Raw genomic sequence first — 20,519 nt, 5'->3', positions numbered from 1 at the left:
TAATATATCTTTACTGTACGAAAGAGACAGCTGCGCTCCTATAGGGTGGGCGGTTGTTGTAGGTGATGCAATGAAATTCATGAAGACTCTGGTTTTCTTCATGGATCCCAAAGTCCAATATTTAAGGAGGCAAGACAGGCATGGATACGATTTCATCGTTGTCGGAACTGCTGGCTGAACAGAAAGCTTCGTCCTATATCGAAATTCCGGGTGTGGCTTCCCGAACGTTCGGTCAAACAACATTATCGACCACACTGCCGATGAGCAAGCTGTTCTCGATTTACGAGGTGGATTTGGAAGTACAGCGGGCAATCGTTCCGCAAAATTTATCCAAGCTGATGGATTACATCATGCTGTATATGGATCATCAACAGGGCATTTACTTCCCGGGTATTATTTTATCTGCACGCGGAGCCGGCGAATATGATGAGGAGCAGAAGGTGTACCGTCTGCAGGCGATTGAGAAATTGTATGTTGTCGACGGGCAGCACAGACTGGCGGCTTTCCGACGTTTGATGGAAACGCTCCAAAGCAACATGGCCCGGGCCAAAGACCGCAGAGAATACGACCGTATGGAAGAAATTTCGGCAAAGCTGAGCAAGCTGTACACATTCCCGATGTCTACGATGATCTATCTGGATATCAACGCACGTCAGGAACGCCAATTGTTCTCCGACATTAACAAGCTTCCGCGTAAAATCGGCGGGAACTTGGCCGTACTGCGGGAACAGCGGAGATTTTATCATGTGCTCGCTTCACAAGTTGCGGAGAAGGCGCCTGCGATGAAACAAATTTCCGTCGACCGGTTTACGGAACGGGGCAAAGGGCCTGAATTTTTGTTCTCGTATCACTTGCTGGTGGAGATTATGGCCGGGCTGTTCGAAGGACGGCTGAAATCCGCTGCGCGCAATAACGGCTATTACTTCAAGGACGAAGAAGTGGAAGAGCATTTGAAGCTTGCGTCCTACTATTTCGATACGCTGCTGCGCTACTTGCCCGAGCCTGAAAAAGGCGAGCTGTGCTGGTCGGAAAATATCCAGATTGCGCTGTCCTTGTTCTTCCATGAGGAAGTAACGAAGACCGGCAAATTTAACCGGTATGCGCTGGAATATGCAATGAAAATTTTGCCTCATATCGACTGGAACGCGATCTACGTTGGGGACGAGAAAGACCGTCTGCCTAGACGTTCACGGATTATGAAGGCTTACCAATACATTAAAGACTTTTATCAGGAGCACCACCTGTTTCTGATTCGCGAGGATCAATTACTGGAGAAAGCTAACGTATCGGAAATTGCTGAGGAGGATGCCGGCTAATGGATGGACTTTGCCTGAATATGACGATACACCCTTTTTGTGAAAAATTCGGCCTTGCCACGGTGCCTATTCAAGTACAGGATGTTTTGAACTATACGTCAATCGATCCTATGGTTCAGAGGAAATTAAGCAGTGGCCAACGCCGTAAAATATCGAATTACTTGCAGGAACGCGAGCTTGACCGTGTGTTCTTCGGCCCGGTGACCTTGTCGCTGAGAGAAGTAAGCTCGCTCGCCAAAACCGACAAAGGGCTGTATCTTCGTCCCGGCTCGAAGCTGAGTATTTTGGACGGACAGCACCGGATTCTGGCTCTCGGCTATGTGAACGAGCAGCTGTTGAAGGAGGTTCGCAGCCATGAGAAGAAGGTGGCGGCTCTTTTAATCAAGCAGCGCAGATCGCCTGAGAATGAGGAGATTGCATTGGAGCTGGAGCAGATGCAAGGACTGGTGGAGCAGATTGAGCGCCGCCGTCTGGAGCTGATGGAAAGCGAGCTTGCCGTTCAAATTTACATCGGCTTGAGTGAGGAAGAAGAGAAGCAGCTGTTTGGAGACATTAACTCCAAGGTACAGCTGGTAAGCAAAGAGCTGGGTCACTCGTTCGACAGCATCGATCCGTTGAATCTCGTCATTCAGCAGGTGGTTGACCACAATGTGTTCCTCAAAGGAGCGGGAGTGGAATGCCGTGCAAATTTGACGTCGTATAATAAAAATTTCACATCGTTCAGCTGGCTGTACTCAACCGCAACGATGCTGTTCACAGGTAAAATGCAGCCTTCCTACGAAATGGCGCGTAAGATTCGTCAGGATCCTTCGTCGTATATCGAGATGCTGCATCAATTTTTCAGCACGCTGCTGCCGTTAATGCCGGAGCAGCCGGGATTGCCCCAGTACAGCTCCTCGAGCCGGGCTATGCAGGAAAGTATTGCGTTGTATGCTCACGCTCATCTGTTCATCGATGGAAAATACACCAAAAATTGGACATCTTGTCTGAGCATTTTTGAAGGCTTTGACTGGACCCATGAAAATGAACAGCTGATTGAACGTTTCGGCACGCTGGATAACGGCAAGCTGAACTTAATTCATGAGAAGTCGCTGCGCAAGCACGGCAAGCTGGTACAGTTTTTCCAAGAGCTTCACGGCGATGCGGTTGATGATGAAGCGACGGCGTAAGTCCCTGGTGAATACCAAAATCCCTGATCCAACCGAAAGGTGCGGTCAGGGATTTTTTTTGCATCTTTACAAAAGGTGGAGTCGATTATACAGTAAAAGGTAATGTTTGTAATACATGGAGAACGGAGGAGGAGGGGATTGTCATTTAAAAGCAAGCTGTCCTATTGGCTTCTCGCGTGTTTAGCAGTTGGAGCTGTACTTATAGGACATGATCTTTTCAGAGGCGGGACCCAGCCGGTGCAAAAGACGGTACCCATATCGGAGGATAAACCTGTCCCGCCCGAAAATGGAGAATCTAAAGCAGCTGTTAAAAGCTTGGATGACTTGGTCACGCAGTACGGTGAGCTTCCATTATTCGATGCCCATAACCACGATGCAGGCGATTCTAAATATGTCGGCATGAAGGAGATATGGGAGAGGAACCGTGTGGACCGCATCATTTTATTTGGAAACGTTTCCGAGCCCTCGGCAGTGTGGACCGATGAGATTGCGTGGGACGCCTACCGTAAGCAGCCGGATGTGATTATTCCTTTTTTCTCGGGTGTTAACCTGCTGGAGCCGTCCGGGGTAGATCACGCGAGGGAAATGCTGGAGAAGGGCTTCTTTGGAATAGGAGAAGTTGCTGCGGCCTCAAGCTACTCTCCGGCTTTGTCCAAGGTGACCTGGAAAACGAAGGATCCGATGGATGGCGTCTTGCCGCAAATTTATGAACTGTGCGCGAAATATAAAGCTCCGATCTTACTCCATATCGATCCGCCGAATGGAATCGGGATACAGAAATTCAAAGAAGCATTGGAGTTATACCCCGACACCCTCTTTATCTTCGCACATGCCAATGCTTATAATTCACCGGAGAACATCCGTGAGCTATTGGCGGCTTATCCGAATGTGTACGCTGATTTTTTCGCCGGGTTTACGGCATTTAATCCGGAAAGCGCGAATAAGCTAAAAGATTTTATACCGGTGATGAAGCAGTTCCCGGACCGCTTTGTGTTAAGCACGGATTCGGGCTACGGATTGAAAAATGAAGAGCAAGCCATTGAAGGCATGTACCGTTTGATTGACGAGCTGGGGGATAAGGAGATAGCAAGGAAGAACGCTCACGATAACTTATATACAATGATTCGGAATCAGCCGGCTACGGCAACCCAACTGGAAGCCATTCGAAAGCTGAACAAGCAAAAGGTGCAGACATTTCCGACGGAGAAGCTAACGAAATGGGAGGCAGGGAAACGATTAACGGCAAACTAGGACCGCTTTCGCTGTCATAGCTTGCCGTTTTTCTTGAGGCGGGACTGCCGATTGAATTCCGAACGCTTCACTTACAGCAGGGTACCTGCTCCTGTCCGTTTTCCAACGCGCGCGAATCCCAGGGCGTGTTGCTCTGCATGGCGGTCGGTCGAACCCCATGCGGTCACTGCTCCGTAAGCTGATTTATGACCATAATGGCGGCGCCGGTCACCAGGGCTTCTTCGCCGAGATGGCCCTGACTAAATACGACTTGATAGTTAGGATAATGATAAGTATTGCGTATGGCGACACGGGTGGCGATTTGGAAAAAACTAGGGTCGCTGCTGATCAGCAAGCCGCCCAGGATGACCTTCTCGGGGTGCAAAATATTGAGTAAATTGGACAATCCAATACCGAAATAAGTGGCCCCCTGAGAAAAAATTTCAACCGTCAACGGATCATGCTCCTTCAACGCCTCCAGCAGGTGGGAGAAGTTGATTTTGTCCGGGTGGGCTTCCTTATCGCGCAGCGTGCTTTCCCTGCCTTGCTTCAAGCGGGATTGAGCCTGCTGCTCCAAGGCAGGGATGGAAACGAACGTTTCCAGGCTTCCGAAGTTGCCGTGATTTCCAAGACGGGGGCCGTCGGTTTGGATGATCATTTGCCCGATCGAGCCCTCCATGTCTACCGCCCCATACACGACTTTCCCGTTGGACATCATGGCCGAGCGGATACCGACGCCTACGTGGATGTAGAGCAGGTGGCGGTAATCCCGGTTACGGTCCGACCACGATTCCCCCATAATCGCCGTATTCGCGCCATTGTCGAGAAGGACGGGGATACCCAGCCTTTCCTGCAGAAAGCCTGACACATGAACATTGCGCCAGCCGGCAGCCGGAAAATGAATCGGCTCCAGGATCATGCCGGACATTCGGTCCAACGGACCGACCGCTCCGATTCCCATGCCCAGTACGTGCTTCCGAGCAATGCCATGGGCCGCAAGCATTGCGGAAGCCGAGTCGGCAATGCTTTGAAGCAGCCTGGTCGGCGTCATGCTCTCATCCATGATCCAGCTTGCTGCATCCAGCTTGTTCATGTGAAGATCGAACAAGATCAGCTTCGAGCTTAGCCTGGAGATATCGAGCCCGAAGACGTAGGCTGCGGAAGGATTCGTTTGATACAGAATAGGCCGGCGGCCTCCGGTCGATTCACCGAATCCTGCCTCGAGCAGCCAGCCTTGGGCGGTGAGCTCCTCCAGCGTGCGGGTCAATGTACTGCCGGTCATTTGGCTCTGCTCAAGCAAATCGATTTTGGACAAGATGCCCTGACGGCGGATCAATTCATAGATTTCTTTATGCTTGCGACTGCCTATCCGTTCAGGAATAGGGTGTATTTGCATCGTTAGCCCCTCCACATTCAAGCCGTTCGGTGTCTGTTCCAAGCCCGGCAAATCACATTCCCCGGTCTTGCATCTGGTTTACATTATACATCAGACCGATCGTGTTCACCATAGATTCTTATCAGCATCGGATTACTTGGGTTAAAAGGATTCGTTTCTGCGGATTGTAGCCGTGTCCGTTTATTTGGTAAGATAGGAGGGTTACAGTGTCAAGCTTCCTAAAGGAGAGAAGAAACATGTCTGCGTGGTACGAGAAAAGCTTTGGGGATGATTATTTATTAGTATATAAGCATCGGGATCTGGAAGGTGCGTATGATGAAGTCAAACGGATGATCGAATGGCTGCGGCTGCCCGAGGGCTCCGAGGTGCTGGACCTTTGCTGCGGAATGGGCCGACATTCGATGGCGCTGGATGATTTCGGGTATAAGGTGACAGGGGTGGATTTATCCGACGTGCTGCTGTCAGAGGCCCGTAAGCTCGACCGGAACAACAAGGTGCATTGGCTGCAGGGAGACATGCGCGAGGTTCCTTTGCACAAGCCGTTCGACGCGGTAGTCAATTTGTTCACATCCTTCGGGTATTTCGACGCGGACGAGGAGAATGAGCGGGTGCTGTCTGAAATACACCGACTCTTGAAGCCGCCTGCCGAAGGGGAAGGGAAATTCATCATTGACTATATGAACCCCGAATACGTGAGGGAGCATCTGGTTCCATTTTCTTCCCGGACCGAGGGCCGGTGTACGATAGAGGAGTCAAGAGTCATAGAGGACGGCTGTGTCCGCAAGACGATCGTCATCAGCGGGCCGGATATGGAGACAAGAACGTATCTCGAGCAGGTGAAGCTTTATCCGCTGGCAACGTTCCTGGACATGCTAAGCCGTGCGGGACTGGAAGTAGCTCATATATATGGAGATTACCACGCTTCGGAATACAGCAAGGCGGATTCCAAACGAATGATTTTCGTTGGGCATCGGAAAGGATAGACTGTACGCCATGAACCAGGTTACGCTACATAACGATTCGATCTATCAAGTGAAGGTTCCTTTGCCTTTTCCTCTTCGGTGGGTAAACAGCTATTTAATTCGCGGCAGCAGCGGTTACACGGTGATCGATCCGGGATTGCATACGGAAGCAGCCGTTCAGTATTGGGACTCGGTATTGCAATCGCTGCAAATCGGTTATCAGGATATAGAGCAAGTCGTGCTCACGCATCATCATCCCGATCATTACGGGTTGACCGGCTGGTTCCAGGAGAGGAGCGGGGCACCTGTCCGGCTCTCTTCCGCAGGAGCGGAGCAGGTACGGAGGCTGTGGGGTACAGGGCAGCCTATGACCTCCGGGGTACTGGAGCTGTTCCGCCGTCACGGTCTTCCGGATGAACTGGGAACCACAATGAGGGAGCATATGGACAGCTTCGTGCCCATGGTATCCCCACAGCCTGAGCTTTCTGTCCTGACGATAGGGGATGACTTGCGTCTCGGGGACCGGATGTATGAAACCGTCCATACGCCGGGCCATGCGTTCGGGCATGTTTGCTTTTATCAAAAGGATCAGCGGCACATGTTTTGCGGAGATCAGGTGATTCCGCAAATTTCCCCCAATGTCAGCTATTTGCCAGGCGGCATTGACGAAAATCCGCTGGCCAGCTTCCTGCGCAGCTTGAAGGAGCTTTCCGTTTACGATGTGGCTCAAGCCTATCCCGGACACCGGGAACCGTTCGGCACGTTCAACAGCCGGATTCAGGAGCTGCTTGCCCACCATGAGAGCAGGCTCCAAGTCATGTACAGCCTGCTGGAGGATCAGCCGCTAACCGCCTACCAGGTATGCCGCGCGACGTTCGGCGAGCGCTTATCGCTTCATCAGCTGCGGTTTGCTTTATCTGAAACGTTGGCTCACCTTATTTATTTGCGTGAAGTGGGGCGCCTCCAAGAGACGGAATCTGGAGGCGTCATCACTTACGGCCCGGCGGATGGAGATGGATCTCAAAGTAACCCAATTGAGGAAAACAGAACGGCAACGTAAAGCAGCTGCTCGACGATGGAGGTTCGGAAGTTCCGCCGCAGTTTAGCTGTGAAGCCTGCGGTGTAGAGATGTACCCGGAATACTACAAAGGAGTACACGGATAATAATACCGGATTGAAAACCGGTTAGGAAAAAAGAAGCAGCACAAAGCATCACAGAGTAGAACAAGAAGGGAATGGGTGACCTTTCCATCAAGGAACACGGACTTCAACAGCGGTCGTAATCCCGCATCCATCCCTCCCCGTGCACAAACGTTATAGGGTTTAGACGAGGACCTAGCCGCAGGCTAGGTTTTTCTTAATTAGGTGCGCTAGCGAATAAACAAGCTGCCAATGGGAAATTATGTATTCATCTGGCTAAACCGGGAATGCCATGAGGAAAGGGGATTCGCTGCGTTGAAAGAAGCTAATGGGTGGATCATCACCGGTGTAGCGGTTGGCGTACTGCTGACGGGATGCAGTCAGGGGCCGGCGGCTCCTGGCGGAACCGTCTATCCTTCAAGCGAACCGTGGGCAACCTCCCCGGTTATCGCCTTGGACGTTTCCGAGCAGGGTCAGCTGAAGGTAGCCGGCTTGCCGGGCCCCGGCTCGATACAGTCCTTGAACAGGCCGAATGACCGCAGGGTGGTATTGCTGGGCGAATCCTTCGTTCGCCGTCACGGACTGATAAGCACCAAGTGGGATTTGCCCCCGGAGACGATGGCTAAGCTTGGGGGCCGGCCTATTGTTGCTTTGACAGGCGGAGACGCAGGCCTTTGGGTACGGCATACGCCTGCTGAGGCATGGCTTCGTGAGCTTCAGCGGAAGGACGAGCAGCTAAGAGGCTTCTCGCGGTATGCAGACGGGCGCATGAAGGACCGTGTGGTCCCTTTTGTGGATGGAATCCCGTCTTCCTCCACTTCCTCCAAGGGGGAAGTGCAGATCAAGGCGGCGGTGATGAGCGGGCGTTCGCCTGGTCTGATTTTATCGGATCGTCAGCTTCAAATGCTGGCTTGTCTTGACGGGCAGGCGGGCATCCCCGTTGCCGGAGACCCTGCCACGACTTTGAGCTGCCGGGTACAGTGGAGAAGCAATGGAGAATTGAAGGCTCCTAAGCTGCTTTCGCTGGTGGAAGTGATCAGTCCATCCGCTCGACGGGAGGATACGGCTTACCTTAGGGATGAGCTGGCCAGGCTGATCCGGCTTATGCAGTCGCATCGTACGGATCCGCTGGATATAGGGCATTCAGTCCGCTCCCAGTACCGCGGCATGTGGACGCCGGAACGATGGCGGGATGCGTTCGAGCGGGCTCAGGTGCAAGTGCAGGTTCGTATGACTGTGCCGTAAACGGCCGTCACACATGCCCACGTATCAGCCAAGCAGCGGCAGCTGCAGAATACCAAAAAGGACGTACCGCTTTATGTGTTGCAAGCGGTGCGTCCTTTTTAGTTTTTCTATATATAGGCCAGTTCCGGCTAATGGCTTATTGGCGTTCTTCCTTCTCCGCTTGCTTCCGGTGGGCAATCCGGCTGCTAGCTGCCGCTGCGATTGCACCTACAATGTCGTCAAGAAACGTATGCTTATGCTCGCCATGCTTGTCGTTCAGCATTTTCAGAATGCCCGGCTTCATCTTGTCCACGTATCCAAAATTCGTAAAGCCGATGCTGCCGTACACATTCACAATGGATAGGGCGAGCACTTCATCGCAGCCGTACAAGCCCTCGTCGTTCTCGATCATTTCCTGCAGCGGAGGGAGCAGCTTCCCTTCCTCTGCTAATATGTCAAGCTGAATGCCGGTCAGGATGGCATTTTGGACCTCCCGTTTTTCAATGACTCGTTCTACGCTGTCCGTACAATCATCCATCGATAAATTAGGATAGTAGTCTTTTTGCAGAAAATAGGTCAATTCGGCGATATCGCTAATTTTGACGCCGCGGTCCGTAAGCCAGGCTTTGGCTGCATCGGCCACTTGTTTCGAATTCAAGTTATAAGTCATGGTAGGGCTCCCTTATTGTAGTATTTTTGAAATTAAGATTGAAAATAGTTTTTACCATGCTGCTTAGCGTGATACATTGCTGCATCGGCATGCTGAAGCAGCGTGTCTGTATCGATCCCATCCTGCGGATATTCGGCGGCACCCATACTGCATGTAATGGAGATTGTATGGCTGTGAATGACATAGGGCTGCTTGAGTGACTCGATCACCCGGATACCCACTTTTCTTATATCGTCCGGATGCTCGAAATTTTGTAACAAAATGACAAATTCATCTCCGCCGAGACGCGAGACCGTATCCGGATCCCGGACACAGTGGGCCAAGCGGGACGATACCGCCTTCAGCAGCTCATCCCCTGCAGCATGTCCGTAAGTATCGTTAATGAACTTGAAGTCGTCCAGATCCAGGTAGAGCACAGCAGCTCTATGCTGGTATCGTTTGGCGGTCAATAGCGCCTGGCTATACCGGTCTTGAAACAGGCGGCGATTCGGCAGGCCGGTTAAAGAATCATAGTAAGCCATGTGCGTCAGCTTTTGCTCCAGCTGCTTATGCTTGTCTATATCCCTTGCGATCAAGGCTACGCCTGAAGGATTACCTTGCCGGTCGTACATTATATTGGCTTTTCCTTCTACCCATAGCAGGGATCCGTTCGGGAGCTGAAGACGATAGTCCAGACACATTGGCTGGTGGTTTTGTATCATTTGATGGAAGGCATGCTCGAATAGGGGGGTATCCATTTCTGTAATATAACTGGTGCAGGGCTTGCCGACGATGGAAGAGGGCATTCCCATTATTTTGTAAAAAGAAGGGGAGACATAGGTAGTGATTCCGTGTAACGAGATCCCCTGAAACAAATCACTGCTTTGCTCGACCAATTGTCGGAAAAACGCTTCATGCTCTTGGAAGCCCTTATCCATCTCGTTCACCTCTTATGCCGGAGTGTGTGCTCCAAAACGGTAGCAATTCCCTAAACATGGGATGTCTTTGTGAAAATGGTTTAGTACTTTTATCCTATTATATGAACGAATCCCTACTAAAAGCAACTAGAGTTGCAATTGTCCGGGTAGTGGACAAATTGTTGTCATAAAACTTGTCTCCCCTTCGTATAGTTGGATTAAGAGAAGGGACAAACAATCTGTATGAACCAAGAGGAGGAATCATCATGAAATCGTATAAATGGATACGTCGTGCTGCAGTAACAGGCATTGTGGTTCTGCTAACCTCAGGCTGCTCTGCGCTTGGAACGAAGGAGCATTCGCAATCGATTGATCCTCCGCCGACGGGTGCCGACGCGAATGCTTCCCAGACCAAGGCGGTTACAGCCCCCGTGGTGCAGAATCCGACGCTGATTACTGTGTACGCCAAAGACGCGAACGATCTGGTAGCTCCCATCGGCATGAATATTGAGAAATCCGTCGACGTTGCGAAGAAAGCACTGGAATCGATGGTGGAAGGAAGTCCGGTTTCGGCGCAAATGCCCGCAGGCTTTAAGGCGCTTATCCCCAAAGGAACAACGGTAAAGGGCATTAATATAGTGAAGGATCAGAAGCTTGCGATTATCGACTTCTCCAAGGCGTTCACGGATTACAATGTTCAGGATGAGCGTAAAATATTGGAGGCTGTTACCTGGACGATGACAGGCTTTCCTTCCGTGGAAAAGGTGCAGCTCCGTGTGGAAGGCAAGGAGCTCAAGGAAATGCCGCAAGGCGCGACGCCGCTCGATGAGCCTTTAACGAGAGCGATGGGCATTAATCTCGAAAAGCCGCAGGGCGTCGAGTATGGGCAGGCTACTCCGGTTACCTTGTATTTCTTGGGACAAAGCTCGGATAATTATAAATATTATGTACCCGTCACCCGGATGGTCAAACGAACCGATAACATTGCGCAAGCCGTTGTGAACGAGCTGATTGCAGGTCCGGATCAGAAGAAAGGATTGTCCGCCGTCATGACGCCGGGAGCCGAGCTGAAGCAGGTGAAAAAGGCCGAGGACTTGATCACCGTCGATTTCTCGGATAAAGTGCTTGGTCCTGATAAAAAAGCGCCGTCCGACGCCCTGAAGGCCGTTGTCCTTTCGCTGACGGAAAATACAGGAACGGCGACGAAGGTGCAAATCACAGTGAATGGGGAAGCAAAAGTGAGCACCGATGACAATCAGAACTACAGCAAGCCGGTCAGTCGTCCGACGAGCGTTAATCCTGTCAAAATGTAAACCACCTTCAAGGGAGCCGCAGGCTCCCTTGTTTTGCGCGGTCGGATGATACAGCCTTGGAGGGGAGGCTGCAAGGGCTGTCTTGTTGGAAGTCGGTGTGCCACTCTGGTACAATGGGGAAGGTTGGCAGAAGAAGCACGTCAAGAAAGCATTGAAGGAGGAACGGATTGTCATGAGAAGCGATGGAAGACAGACTAACCAGACACGTCCTGTGACTATAACAACCCATTATAATAAACATGCTGAAGGCTCGGTTTTCATTGAGGTAGGAGATACCAAAGTCATTTGCACGGCAACGGTTGAAGAGCGGGTGCCGCCATTTATGAAAGGCCAGGGCAAGGGTTGGGTTACGGCGGAATATTCCATGCTGCCGCGGGCCACGCAGGTGCGTAATCAGCGGGAAGCCGCTAAGGGCAAGCTGGGCGGGCGCACGATGGAAATTCAAAGGCTCATCGGCCGGGCGCTTCGATCGGTGGTCAATCTGGAAGCGCTGGGCGAGCGTTCGATTACGCTCGACTGCGACGTGATTCAAGCGGACGGGGGAACCCGCACCACCTCCATCACGGGGGCTTTTGTCGCGATGGCGTTTGCGATCGACAAGATTGTGAAGGATAAGAATTTGCAGAAGTACCCGATCAACGATTTCATGGGCTCCATCAGTGTAGGCGTCGTTCAAGACCGGCCTTGCCTGGATTTGAACTACGAGGAGGATTCCAAGGCGAAGGTAGACATGAACGTAGTCATGACAGGAGCCGGCAAATTCGTTGAAGTGCAGGGAACAGGCGAGGATGCCCCTTTCTCGCGCGCCGAGCTCGATGAACTGCTTGCTTTGGCGGAGACAGGTATCCAATCCATGATTCGAGAGCAGGAAGCCGCGCTCGGTCCGGACATTACGGAACGGATTAGGAGAGCATCGCATGCGCCAGCTCGGTCCTGAAATCGTCATTGCAACGCGTAATGCGGGTAAAGTTAAAGAATTTGAACCGATGTTCCGGAGCCAGGGGATCGCTTTAAAAAGCTTGCGTGATTTTGAGGACATGCCTGATATCGTTGAGGATGGAGATACGTTTGCCGCGAATGCGCTGATCAAAGCCCGGACGATTGCTTTGCGGCTCGGCGTGCCGGTATTGGCCGACGATTCAGGGCTGTGCGTGGACAAGCTGGACGGTGCGCCGGGTGTATACTCCGCACGCTATGCAGGGGAGCATGCCTCGGACGAGGCGAACAACCGGAAGCTGCTGGATCAATTGAAGAAGCAGGCGGCTGACTCCAACGGTTCCGACAACGAGCAAGGCATGCTAAGCCCGGCACGGTTCGTTGCGGCGTTATGCCTGGTCGATGCGCAGGGGGAACCGATTGCAGAAGCGGAAGGCGCCTGTCCGGGATGGATTATCGCAGAAGCGCGAGGGGATCAAGGCTTTGGCTACGATCCGTTGTTTTACATTCCTGCTTTCCATAAAACCATGGGGGAGCTGACGGTTCAGGAAAAGAACGAAATCAGCCACCGTGGACTGGCGATCCGCGCCTTATGGGACAAGCTGCAGCAGGACTAGGCTGCGAATTCCATGCCTGCTGCCCAGCGGGAAGCGTTTGGGCGGATGTCACTAAGGGCGGATCGGTGACTGCCGCTGCGCCGATGCGAAAAGCGGATCGCAAGGGAGCACACTTCGCCAAGCAAGACGAAGCTTCTCCGTTGCCATCCGCTTTTGTTCAGGTGCGCCCGGCTGTACCTATGTCCAGGATCGGGCTAGCGAATCGATACTTTATACTCTCTAAGCCAGGTATCCACTTGGGCCAAATAGGCAAAAAGCTGCGGACCTGTCATTAACTGGCCGAACCATGGCAAATTGAACTGACTTGCGTCCCCCTCTGCCAGTGCACGAATTTTAGGCACGTCGATGAACTGGAGCAGAGGAGAGCTGGAATCGTTGAGGATCTCGAGTACCCATGTACGCACAGCCTCCAGGTAATTCGGATTGTGCGTCTTCGGATACGGGCTTTTTTTGCGTGTCAGGACGTCCTCAGGAAGCACGCCGCGGAGTGCCCGGCGCAAAATTCCTTTTTCCCGGTCCCCTGCCGTTTTCAGCTCCCAAGGGATATTCCACACATACTCGACCAGACGATGGTCGCAGAAAGGCACCCGGACCTCCAGCCCTACCGCCATGCTCATCCGGTCCTTCCGGTCGAGCAGGGTAGGCATGAACCGGGTAATGTTCAGGTAGGACATTTCCCGCATCCGGTTTTGCTGTTCATTCTCTCCGGCAAGCCGCGGTACCTCGGACAATGCCTGGCGGTAACGCTCCTGCACATACTGCTCGGGTTTGACCCAGCGTACGAAATCGGGAGCAAGCAGGTTGACCCGGTCTTTCGTGGCAAGTGCCCATGGGAACGTACCCGCATTTAGCGCTTCTTCGCGATGAAACCATGGATACCCGCCGAATATTTCATCCGCCGCTTCTCCGGAGACCGCTACCGTAGCATTCTTCTTGATTTCGCGGCAAAATAAATAGAGGGAACCGTCCACATCCGCCATTCCCGGGAGATCGCGGGCATATACCGCGGTTTTTAACGATTGCACGAGCTCGGGCGTATCGAACTCCAGGAAATGATGCTCGCTCCCGAGAAACTCCGTCATTCGGCGGATCCAGGGCGCATCCGAGTTCGGTTGGAAAGTGTTGGCCTTGAAATGCTTGTCGTTGTCTACATAATCGATGGAATAAGTATGGATCGTGCCTATCTCGTTTTCCTTGTAATAGTTCGCGGCAAAGGTCGTCAGGGCACTCGAATCCAGGCCGCCTGACAGCAATGTGCAGATCGGTACGTCGGATGCTAGCTGGCGGATGACCGTATCCTTCAGCAGCTCGTGAATCCGCTCTGCGGTTGTGTCCAGATCATCCTCGTGCGGCTTGCTTTCGAGCTTCCAGTAAGCGCGGATATGAAGCCCGTTATGATCGACAACGGCGCAATGTCCGGGCTTCAGCTCCGACATGTTACGGTATACGCCATGTCCGGGTGTGCGGGCCGGACCGACGGCGAAAATTTCGGCGAGGCCTTCACCGCTGATTTGCGCCGGGAAATCCGGATGGGCCAGAATCGCTTTGGGCTCTGAGCCGAAGAGCAGTCTGCCATCCGAGTAAGAGAAGAACAGCGGCTTGACGCCGAGCCGGTCCCGAACGAGGAACAGCGATTGCTCCAGAGAGTCCCACACCCCAAAGGCAAAAATACCGTTCAGGCGGTCGACGCAGGCGCGTCCCCACTCAATGAACGATACGAGAAGTACTTCTGTGTCGCATGTTGTTGTAAATCGGTGGCCGCGAAGCTCAAGCTCCTTTTTCAGCTCGGGTGCATTATATAATTCCCCGTTATAGACAATGGAGAAGGTGTTCTCTCCATATTTGCGGACCATGGGCTGCGCGCCGTTCTCCGGGTCCATTACGCTTAGGCGTCTGTGCCCGAGGGCGCAATGTTGAGTGATCCAGGTCCCCGAAGCATCGGGGCCCCTGTCCGATAAGGTCTCCGTCATACGCTCCAGAAAGGACGGATAATGAGTTAAATCTTTTTGCCAATCAATCCATCCGGTAATTCCGCACATAGCCTTCATCCTCTCTTGGTGTGTTTTGTCGGCAGATGACAAGCAATTCGACACGACAGTATGATGATAAAGGTTATGCAGGCGAACAGCGGAAAATGTCTGTCCTTGTAGGAGGAAAAGATAGACAAAATCCGAAATACCGTTTACACTAGGCGTTAGCGGTCTTTTTCGCTGTTTATGTTAAAATGTATAGAACAAGGGCGAATATCCCACCCTAACCAATAGAGTGATGGATGGTGATTAGTCGCAATGTGGTACAAACACTCCTGCCGGAAGGCTGCCTAGTCAGCTGACCGAATCGAATCGATCAAGATGAAGAGGTGGTCTACGTTATGAAAAAGACGAAATTATCCAAAGCACAATCCGAATACAAAGAGGCCAAAGAGCACTTTGAACGTGTGAATGAGGCTTTTCAAAATAAGCTGACGACTGTAAAGCTGCTGGGCGTAGTGAATCAGGCAAGTGTGGAGGAACTGATTGAGCAGACCGGTCTGCACACGGCTTTGAATCGTCTTGGCGCTGCTGAGAAGGGCTTGCTGGATTGGTCTTTGGAAGCGATCCAGAACGAAAAGGACTATTTGCAAAATAAAGAGCAAGTAGACAAAATGTACGCCTTCATCGATCAGGATCCAGGCATTAAAGCCAAATTGATTCAGGCCGCAATGAAAATCAACTAAACCTTATGAAGAGGCTCTCCCAACCAATGGGGGAGCTTCTTTTTTTGTTTGTACTACGAAATTTAGTTTATTTTTCTAAATCGGGGCATCCTACTTTTTAGCGAAACGAGGGAGGTAAGGGGATCATGACCAAAAATCTGAATATGCTTCAGGCATCGATGATTATTCTTACTTCCGGCGGATTATGGAATCATGTTATTCTTATCCCTGTTTTGCTTGATGTTGCAGGGCGTGATGCCTGGTTCGCTATAGCACTGTCTCTCGTGCCCAACCTGTTGTGGGTGAGCCTGCTGTATTGGATCGTGAAACGGAGTCAGCAGCAGCCCCTGTTCAGCTGGTTAAAGCACACCGCAGGAAACGGATATTCCTTTGCGCTGCGAATTGTATTTATAGCATTTCTATTGGTGACCTGCTCAATTACTGTGAAAGACACGGTAGATTGGGCGGTTGCTTCGTATTTACCCGAAACGCCCCCGGTTGCGCTTGCCTTACTGTTAGTTTCCCTTTGTTATTTTGCCGCCCGTTCCGGGATTATGAGCATTGCCGTGATGAGCGGCATTTTGCTGCCCTTAATCGCTTTATTGGGCTATTTTGTGATGGGGGCGAACTTCCCTAACAAGGATTACACCAGATTGCTCCCTGTCATGGAAAATGGCATGGAGCAGCTTCTGCGTGGAATCGTCTATGCATGCTCGAGCTTTGAGGAACTCATCTTCATTGTTCTGCTGCAGCATCACGTGGGATCCCGGATTAAATGGTGGCAGCTGGCCCTGCTGGGATTTCTCATGATGGGCCTGACGCTGGGTCCTACAACAGGCTCCATTGCGGAGTTCGGGGCGGTAGAAGGGGCGAAGCAAAGGTACCCTGCATTCGAGCAGTGGAAGCTCGTCATTATTCATCGATTCATAGAGCGGGTTGATTTTTTATCGATCTATCAATGGTTTGCCGGAGCCTTCATCCGCTTGTCCACGATTATGTACTTGCTCGGGGAGCTGAGCGGGTTGAAAGGAAAAACACATAAATCAATTTTTCTCATGCTTCTCTCCCTAGGCTTTGTTCTTATGATGCTGGTGCCCTGGAGCGATATTGTTTTTTATGATTGGCTGAAATACAAGTATCTCCCTGGAGCGCAAATCGGACTGCTGGCTTTATTGATATGTTTGTGGATTGCTGCCATGAAAGGGAAGAAAGGGGCGCCAGTCAATGACAACCTGGGATGAACGCAAGCTGCGTACCTTATTTAAGCAGTGTGAGGATGTTATGTTTCACCATTTAAGCTCGGAGGAGAAAGAGGAAGTTCAGACGAGCTTGCTGCTTGTTTATTGCGAAGGTCTTTGCAGCAGTGAATCGATTCAGAATACCGTCTTGCCCAGACTTTGGAAGAACCTGAAGAAGCAAGCCGGTGAAAAAGAAAGAATCATCCCGGAGGATATGGGGACCATGCTCGTCTGCGACCTTCCGGACGATGTATCGGAGCAGGTTTTGATCGATGAGATTTTTAGAGGCAACGTTCTCATCTTTCGAATGGATACGGGCCAGCTGGCCATATTTGAAAGCGGGATGCGGCCGGAGAGGAAGCCGGAGGGCTCTGTATCCGAGCTGACGGTTTTTGGTGCGAGAGACTGCTTCATTGAGGATGTGAAGACGAATGTAGCCTTGATACGCAAAAGGCTGCGGACGACAAGCCTGCACAGCATCAAGTATATTTTGGGGACACGCAGCAGAACGGAGGTGACCTTGTTGTACTTGGAGGACGTGCTGAATCCGGAAGTCGCCAGGGATATCAAGCATAAGCTGTCGCAGGTCGATGTGGAATCCGTATTGGATATGGAGTCTTTAAAAAATATCATTTTAAAGCCGGGACTGGGCTTTTTTTCGTTAATGAGTATCACCACCAGACCGGATCTGGTGACGGCTAGCCTGGTCAAAGGCAGGTTTGCCATTTTGATGGATGGGAATCCCTCGGCTTTAATCGCACCGGTCAACATCTCTTATATGATGGCTGTCGCCGAAGATGTGTACGCTCCGCTGCCCCTGCTGTATATCGAACGTTTTATGCGCAGGGTGGGCTTGATGATTACGGTTCTATTACCCGGATTTTGGGTTGCTCTTACCTCGTATCACCAGGACCAAATACCTCTTCCCCTGTTGGCTTCCATTACAGTGGCTACGATGGGGACACCGCTAGCGGGACCTTTGGAAATTTTTTTGATGATTGTGCTGTTTCAATTTTTTTTGGAGGCGGGAACCAGGCTGCCCTCTGCGTTGGGACCTTCCATCTCCGTGGTAGGCGGGCTCATTATCGGTGATGCGATTATTAGCGCGGGGCTCACCTCTCCGATAACGCTGGTAGTGGCGGCCGTCTCCGCAACGGCACAGTTTACGCTGGCTAACGGGCTGTTCGGCAGCTCGGTAGGCTTGCTGCGAATTTATATTTTTGTGCTCGCCTCATTTTTTGGTTTATTCGGTTTTTTCACCGGCGCGTTCTCGGTATTGATATACCTAGCCAATCTGAGGTCCTTTGGGGTACCTTACCTGGCTCCATATTCTCCATTAAACTGGAAGGACTTGCGTTATGTTATTTTCCGTTTTCCGAGGAATAACCGTACCCGTAAGCCCCAACTGTTACAAGATGCAGGAGGCCGGGATGGGGGGGCGCCGGAATGAAAGTGAGCCTTCTAAGCAAATTCGCCGTCTTATTGTGCATTGCTGCCTTTGGTTTGACCGGCTGTTGGAATGCGAAGGATGTAGATAATCTGGATTACGTCAATGCGGTGGGAATCGATTATGCCAAGGAGAGTAAGGAGTACACCGTTTATTTACAGCTGCTCAGCTTTCAAAGGGTAGCCAAGACGGAGGGAGGGGGGATCGATACGAAGCCCATCCCTGTCTGGATGGCTATTGGACATGGCCAAACTTATGCGGAGGCGATTGGCAAAATAACGGTTGAGGCGGAAAAAAGACTGTTTTGGGGACATGTGACATCGCTGATTTTGGGTGAGGGGCTGCTCGAGAAGGGCGAGATTACGGACGTTCTCCAGTCAATGTTCCGGTTTTACGAGCTGCGTTACACGATGTGGGTTTTTGGAACAAAGGAGCCGATCGATAAGCTGTTCGAGGCATCGCCCAATTTTGAACGATCCCGATTGAATATGATCATTCACGCCCCATTGGATAATTATTTGCAGCGGTCCTACATCAAGCCGCTCCGTCTGCATGATTTTATCGCGGATTACTATGAGACAGCCAAAACGCTGGTTCTTCCTTCCATCGCAATTAGCGGAAAAGTTTGGCGCATCAATGAAAAGCCGATCCACTCGCTTCGTTATAACGGAATCTATGTCTTTTGGGATAAAAAAAATACGGGCTTCCTGCCATTGGAGAAGGTGTACGGTTTAAGATGGATGGAAAAGGGAGCAAGACGGGCCCCGGTCCTTATCGAGGACGACAAGCTGTTGGCGAACCTTCGAATGGAACATCCCAAACATGCGATCTACATGCGAACCATTAACGATAAGCCAGTGTTCGATGTTCATGTTGTCGTGAAAGGAATTATATCGGAGCTTAATGAAAATGTGCCTGTGGGGACATTAATTCAGCAGGTCGAAACCAAGATCGAGAAGGAAATCCGCGACACGTATGCCGCAGGCTTGAAGCAAAAGGCGGATTTGCTGGGGCTCTGCGATCATCTGTATTTGCGGGGAGCCAAGGGATACTCCAAATACGCCGGGGATCGGACCTTTTTACTTCATCCCGACTCCCTTGGGAAGGTAACGGTGGATGCGCAGATTACAACCGCAGGCAAATATACGTACAAGCTGTACAAAGACGTAACTGATGAATCGGTAACCCAACCGGAAGGGCACCGTTTGCCTTAGCTGAATTTTGCTTTCCGCGGCGGAATCGGGTACACTGACTTTCATACATATGCAAGTCAGGGGTAGGTGATAGGCTGTTGAGTGAACAATCGACGAATAACGTCATACTATTTCCCAAAACAGCGGAATTTTATCAGTTTGAGCTGACCCGGATGCTCGAAACCGAACGTTACGGCGAGGCGGTTCGGCTTCTCCGTTTTTTAATTAGCTGCCAGAACCAGGACGAGCGTTTGCTGGAGGAGTGGCATGCGCTGCTGCAGTGGCTTCAAACCATGTTTCCGGAGGCTTTGTTTGAAGACGATAACGCTCAGGAGGATGAGGATTGGAGCGAAGCGGACATGCTGCGCGAGCATCTTGCCTCCAAGGCCAAGCATGACAGCGGATATGCTGAAAAACTGCTGGATATGCTGTCGTCCCCGCAATCGCTTGAAAATCAGCTGCTCGCATTGGACCAGCTGGCCCTTCTCGAGCAATCGGAGCTCGATATCACCTCGAGGCTGGTGGACTGGATTACGGAGAGGGAGTGGCATCCTCTCATTCAGTATAAGGCGCTGCAAACGCTCAAGCTCAGAGGAATGACGGGGCTGCTGGAGCTGAGGAAGAACGGTGAAACCATTCTTGTTCATGTCGAGGACACGCCTTCCGGTTTCGAGGAATTTCCGTCCATCGTCAATGATATCATGGATCGCGTGCAGGAAATCAGCCAGATGAATCAGCCGGCGCTTGCTTATTTCGCCCAAGAAACGTGGAATGAATTTTTAGCCTTTATTTACGGAACCTCTTCCTACCGTCAGATGCTTCGCCAAGACCGGGAGTATGTCGATGTGTGGGCTTCTGCGCTGCATTTGGTCCTGCTGGAGAGAGTGTTCCACAGCGGAGACAGGGCTGAAATCCTTGAATTGTATGGAATTACGAAAACGATGGAATTCCAGTGGGAGCAGGCATACCGCATCATGCAGCAGTTTGCCGCGGTAATGTTTTCTCATAAACTCTCGGATTAAATTTTTTCCTGTGTTTCCGAACTTGAAAACCGAGAAGGTTATGTTATAATAGAGT

The 20,519-nt window shown here is 51.4% G+C and carries 18 protein-coding genes; 14 read left to right on the top strand and 4 right to left on the bottom strand.

The annotated features are described in order from the left end of the window. Positions 1 to 140 precede the first annotated feature (140 nt). The 3 genes from CF651_RS08655 (at position 141) to CF651_RS08645 (ending at position 3,736) form a co-directional block, all read left to right on the top strand. Positions 141 to 1,316: a DNA sulfur modification protein DndB gene (locus CF651_RS08655; protein ID WP_094014453.1), complete on the top strand. Its 1,176-nt coding sequence runs from the start codon at positions 141 to 143 to the stop codon at positions 1,314 to 1,316. Beyond that, positions 1,316 to 2,485, top strand: a complete 1,170-nt coding sequence (locus tag CF651_RS08650; RefSeq protein WP_094014452.1) for a DNA sulfur modification protein DndB — start codon at positions 1,316 to 1,318, stop codon at positions 2,483 to 2,485. The genes CF651_RS08655 and CF651_RS08650 overlap by 1 nt, the downstream gene beginning before the upstream one ends. Before the next feature lie 138 nt (positions 2,486 to 2,623). Then, positions 2,624 to 3,736 (top strand): amidohydrolase family protein, encoded by a 1,113-nt coding sequence (locus CF651_RS08645; RefSeq protein WP_245855786.1) that lies wholly within the window; start codon positions 2,624 to 2,626, stop codon positions 3,734 to 3,736. A 163-nt stretch (positions 3,737 to 3,899) separates the two neighbouring features. Here the strand turns inward: CF651_RS08645 and CF651_RS08640 are convergent, their stop codons facing one another. Continuing rightward, a complete protein-coding gene (locus CF651_RS08640; RefSeq protein ID WP_094014450.1) occupies positions 3,900 to 5,111 on the bottom strand; it encodes an ROK family protein in 1,212 nt (403 codons plus the stop codon). Between the two features lie 236 nt (positions 5,112 to 5,347). Here CF651_RS08640 and CF651_RS08635 point away from each other — a divergent pair, with 236 nt between their 5' ends. The 3 genes from CF651_RS08635 to CF651_RS08625 all read left to right on the top strand — a co-directional run bounded on the left by CF651_RS08635 (position 5,348) and on the right by CF651_RS08625 (position 8,458). Further along, the gene (locus tag CF651_RS08635; protein ID WP_094014449.1) at positions 5,348 to 6,094 is read left to right on the top strand and encodes a class I SAM-dependent methyltransferase; all 747 of its coding nucleotides are present in this window, start codon (positions 5,348 to 5,350) and stop codon (positions 6,092 to 6,094) included. Positions 6,095 to 6,104: 10 nt separating this feature from the next. Beyond that, positions 6,105 to 7,133, top strand: a complete 1,029-nt coding sequence (locus tag CF651_RS08630) for an MBL fold metallo-hydrolase (protein ID WP_094014448.1) — start codon at positions 6,105 to 6,107, stop codon at positions 7,131 to 7,133. Between the two features lie 395 nt (positions 7,134 to 7,528). Continuing rightward, positions 7,529 to 8,458 carry a Ger(x)C family spore germination C-terminal domain-containing protein gene (locus CF651_RS08625; RefSeq protein WP_094014447.1) on the top strand — a complete coding sequence of 310 codons (930 nt, stop codon included), beginning with the start codon at positions 7,529 to 7,531 and terminating at the stop codon, positions 8,456 to 8,458. A gap of 136 nt (positions 8,459 to 8,594) precedes the next feature. Here CF651_RS08625 and CF651_RS08620 read toward each other — a convergent pair whose 3' ends face one another. Together CF651_RS08620 and CF651_RS08615 are read right to left on the bottom strand one after the other, a co-directional pair. Beyond that, on the bottom strand, positions 8,595 to 9,107 hold the full coding sequence (locus CF651_RS08620; RefSeq protein ID WP_094014446.1) for a phosphatidylglycerophosphatase A family protein: 513 nt from the start codon (positions 9,105 to 9,107) through the stop codon (positions 8,595 to 8,597). 32 nt (positions 9,108 to 9,139) lie between these two features. Then, positions 9,140 to 10,024 carry a sensor domain-containing protein gene (locus CF651_RS08615; RefSeq protein ID WP_094014445.1) on the bottom strand — a complete coding sequence of 295 codons (885 nt, stop codon included), beginning with the start codon at positions 10,022 to 10,024 and terminating at the stop codon, positions 9,140 to 9,142. A gap of 245 nt (positions 10,025 to 10,269) precedes the next feature. On the opposite strand from CF651_RS08615, the gene CF651_RS08610 reads away from it, so the two are divergent. The 3 genes from CF651_RS08610 to rdgB all read left to right on the top strand — a co-directional run bounded on the left by CF651_RS08610 (position 10,270) and on the right by rdgB (position 12,869). Continuing rightward, on the top strand, positions 10,270 to 11,316 hold the full coding sequence (locus CF651_RS08610; RefSeq protein WP_094014444.1) for a GerMN domain-containing protein: 1,047 nt from the start codon (positions 10,270 to 10,272) through the stop codon (positions 11,314 to 11,316). A gap of 172 nt (positions 11,317 to 11,488) precedes the next feature. After that, on the top strand, positions 11,489 to 12,253 hold the full coding sequence (rph, locus tag CF651_RS08605; protein WP_094014487.1) for a ribonuclease PH: 765 nt from the start codon (positions 11,489 to 11,491) through the stop codon (positions 12,251 to 12,253). Further along, positions 12,234 to 12,869 carry an RdgB/HAM1 family non-canonical purine NTP pyrophosphatase gene (rdgB, locus tag CF651_RS08600; RefSeq protein WP_094014443.1) on the top strand — a complete coding sequence of 212 codons (636 nt, stop codon included), beginning with the start codon at positions 12,234 to 12,236 and terminating at the stop codon, positions 12,867 to 12,869. Before rph ends, rdgB begins: the two co-directional genes overlap by 20 nt. Positions 12,870 to 13,063: 194 nt before the next feature. Here rdgB and asnB read toward each other — a convergent pair whose 3' ends face one another. Beyond that, positions 13,064 to 14,908, bottom strand: a complete 1,845-nt coding sequence (gene asnB, locus CF651_RS08595; RefSeq protein ID WP_094014442.1) for an asparagine synthase (glutamine-hydrolyzing) — start codon at positions 14,906 to 14,908, stop codon at positions 13,064 to 13,066. A gap of 332 nt (positions 14,909 to 15,240) precedes the next feature. Between asnB and CF651_RS08590 the strand changes: the two genes are divergently transcribed. From CF651_RS08590 to CF651_RS08570, 5 genes are all read left to right on the top strand, one after another. Beyond that, on the top strand, positions 15,241 to 15,585 hold the full coding sequence (locus CF651_RS08590; RefSeq protein WP_094014441.1) for a hypothetical protein: 345 nt from the start codon (positions 15,241 to 15,243) through the stop codon (positions 15,583 to 15,585). Between the two features lie 125 nt (positions 15,586 to 15,710). Continuing rightward, complete coding sequence (locus tag CF651_RS08585) at positions 15,711 to 16,805, top strand: GerAB/ArcD/ProY family transporter (RefSeq protein WP_094014440.1); 1,095 nt, start codon at positions 15,711 to 15,713, stop codon at positions 16,803 to 16,805. Continuing rightward, positions 16,789 to 18,252 carry a spore germination protein gene (locus CF651_RS08580; protein ID WP_094014439.1) on the top strand — a complete coding sequence of 488 codons (1,464 nt, stop codon included), beginning with the start codon at positions 16,789 to 16,791 and terminating at the stop codon, positions 18,250 to 18,252. The genes CF651_RS08585 and CF651_RS08580 overlap by 17 nt, the downstream gene beginning before the upstream one ends. Then, positions 18,249 to 19,463, top strand: a complete 1,215-nt coding sequence (locus CF651_RS08575) for a Ger(x)C family spore germination protein (protein ID WP_094014438.1) — start codon at positions 18,249 to 18,251, stop codon at positions 19,461 to 19,463. The genes CF651_RS08580 and CF651_RS08575 overlap by 4 nt, the downstream gene beginning before the upstream one ends. A gap of 77 nt (positions 19,464 to 19,540) precedes the next feature. Continuing rightward, positions 19,541 to 20,464: a hypothetical protein gene (locus CF651_RS08570; RefSeq protein ID WP_094014437.1), complete on the top strand. Its 924-nt coding sequence runs from the start codon at positions 19,541 to 19,543 to the stop codon at positions 20,462 to 20,464. The last annotated feature ends 55 nt before the right edge of the window (positions 20,465 to 20,519 follow it).

The organism is Paenibacillus rigui (assembly GCF_002234615.1).
Classification (GTDB): domain Bacteria; phylum Bacillota; class Bacilli; order Paenibacillales; family NBRC-103111; genus Paenibacillus_S; species Paenibacillus_S rigui.
Note: the sequence above shows the minus strand (reverse complement) of the source record. Positions and strands in the feature narration are given on the sequence as shown.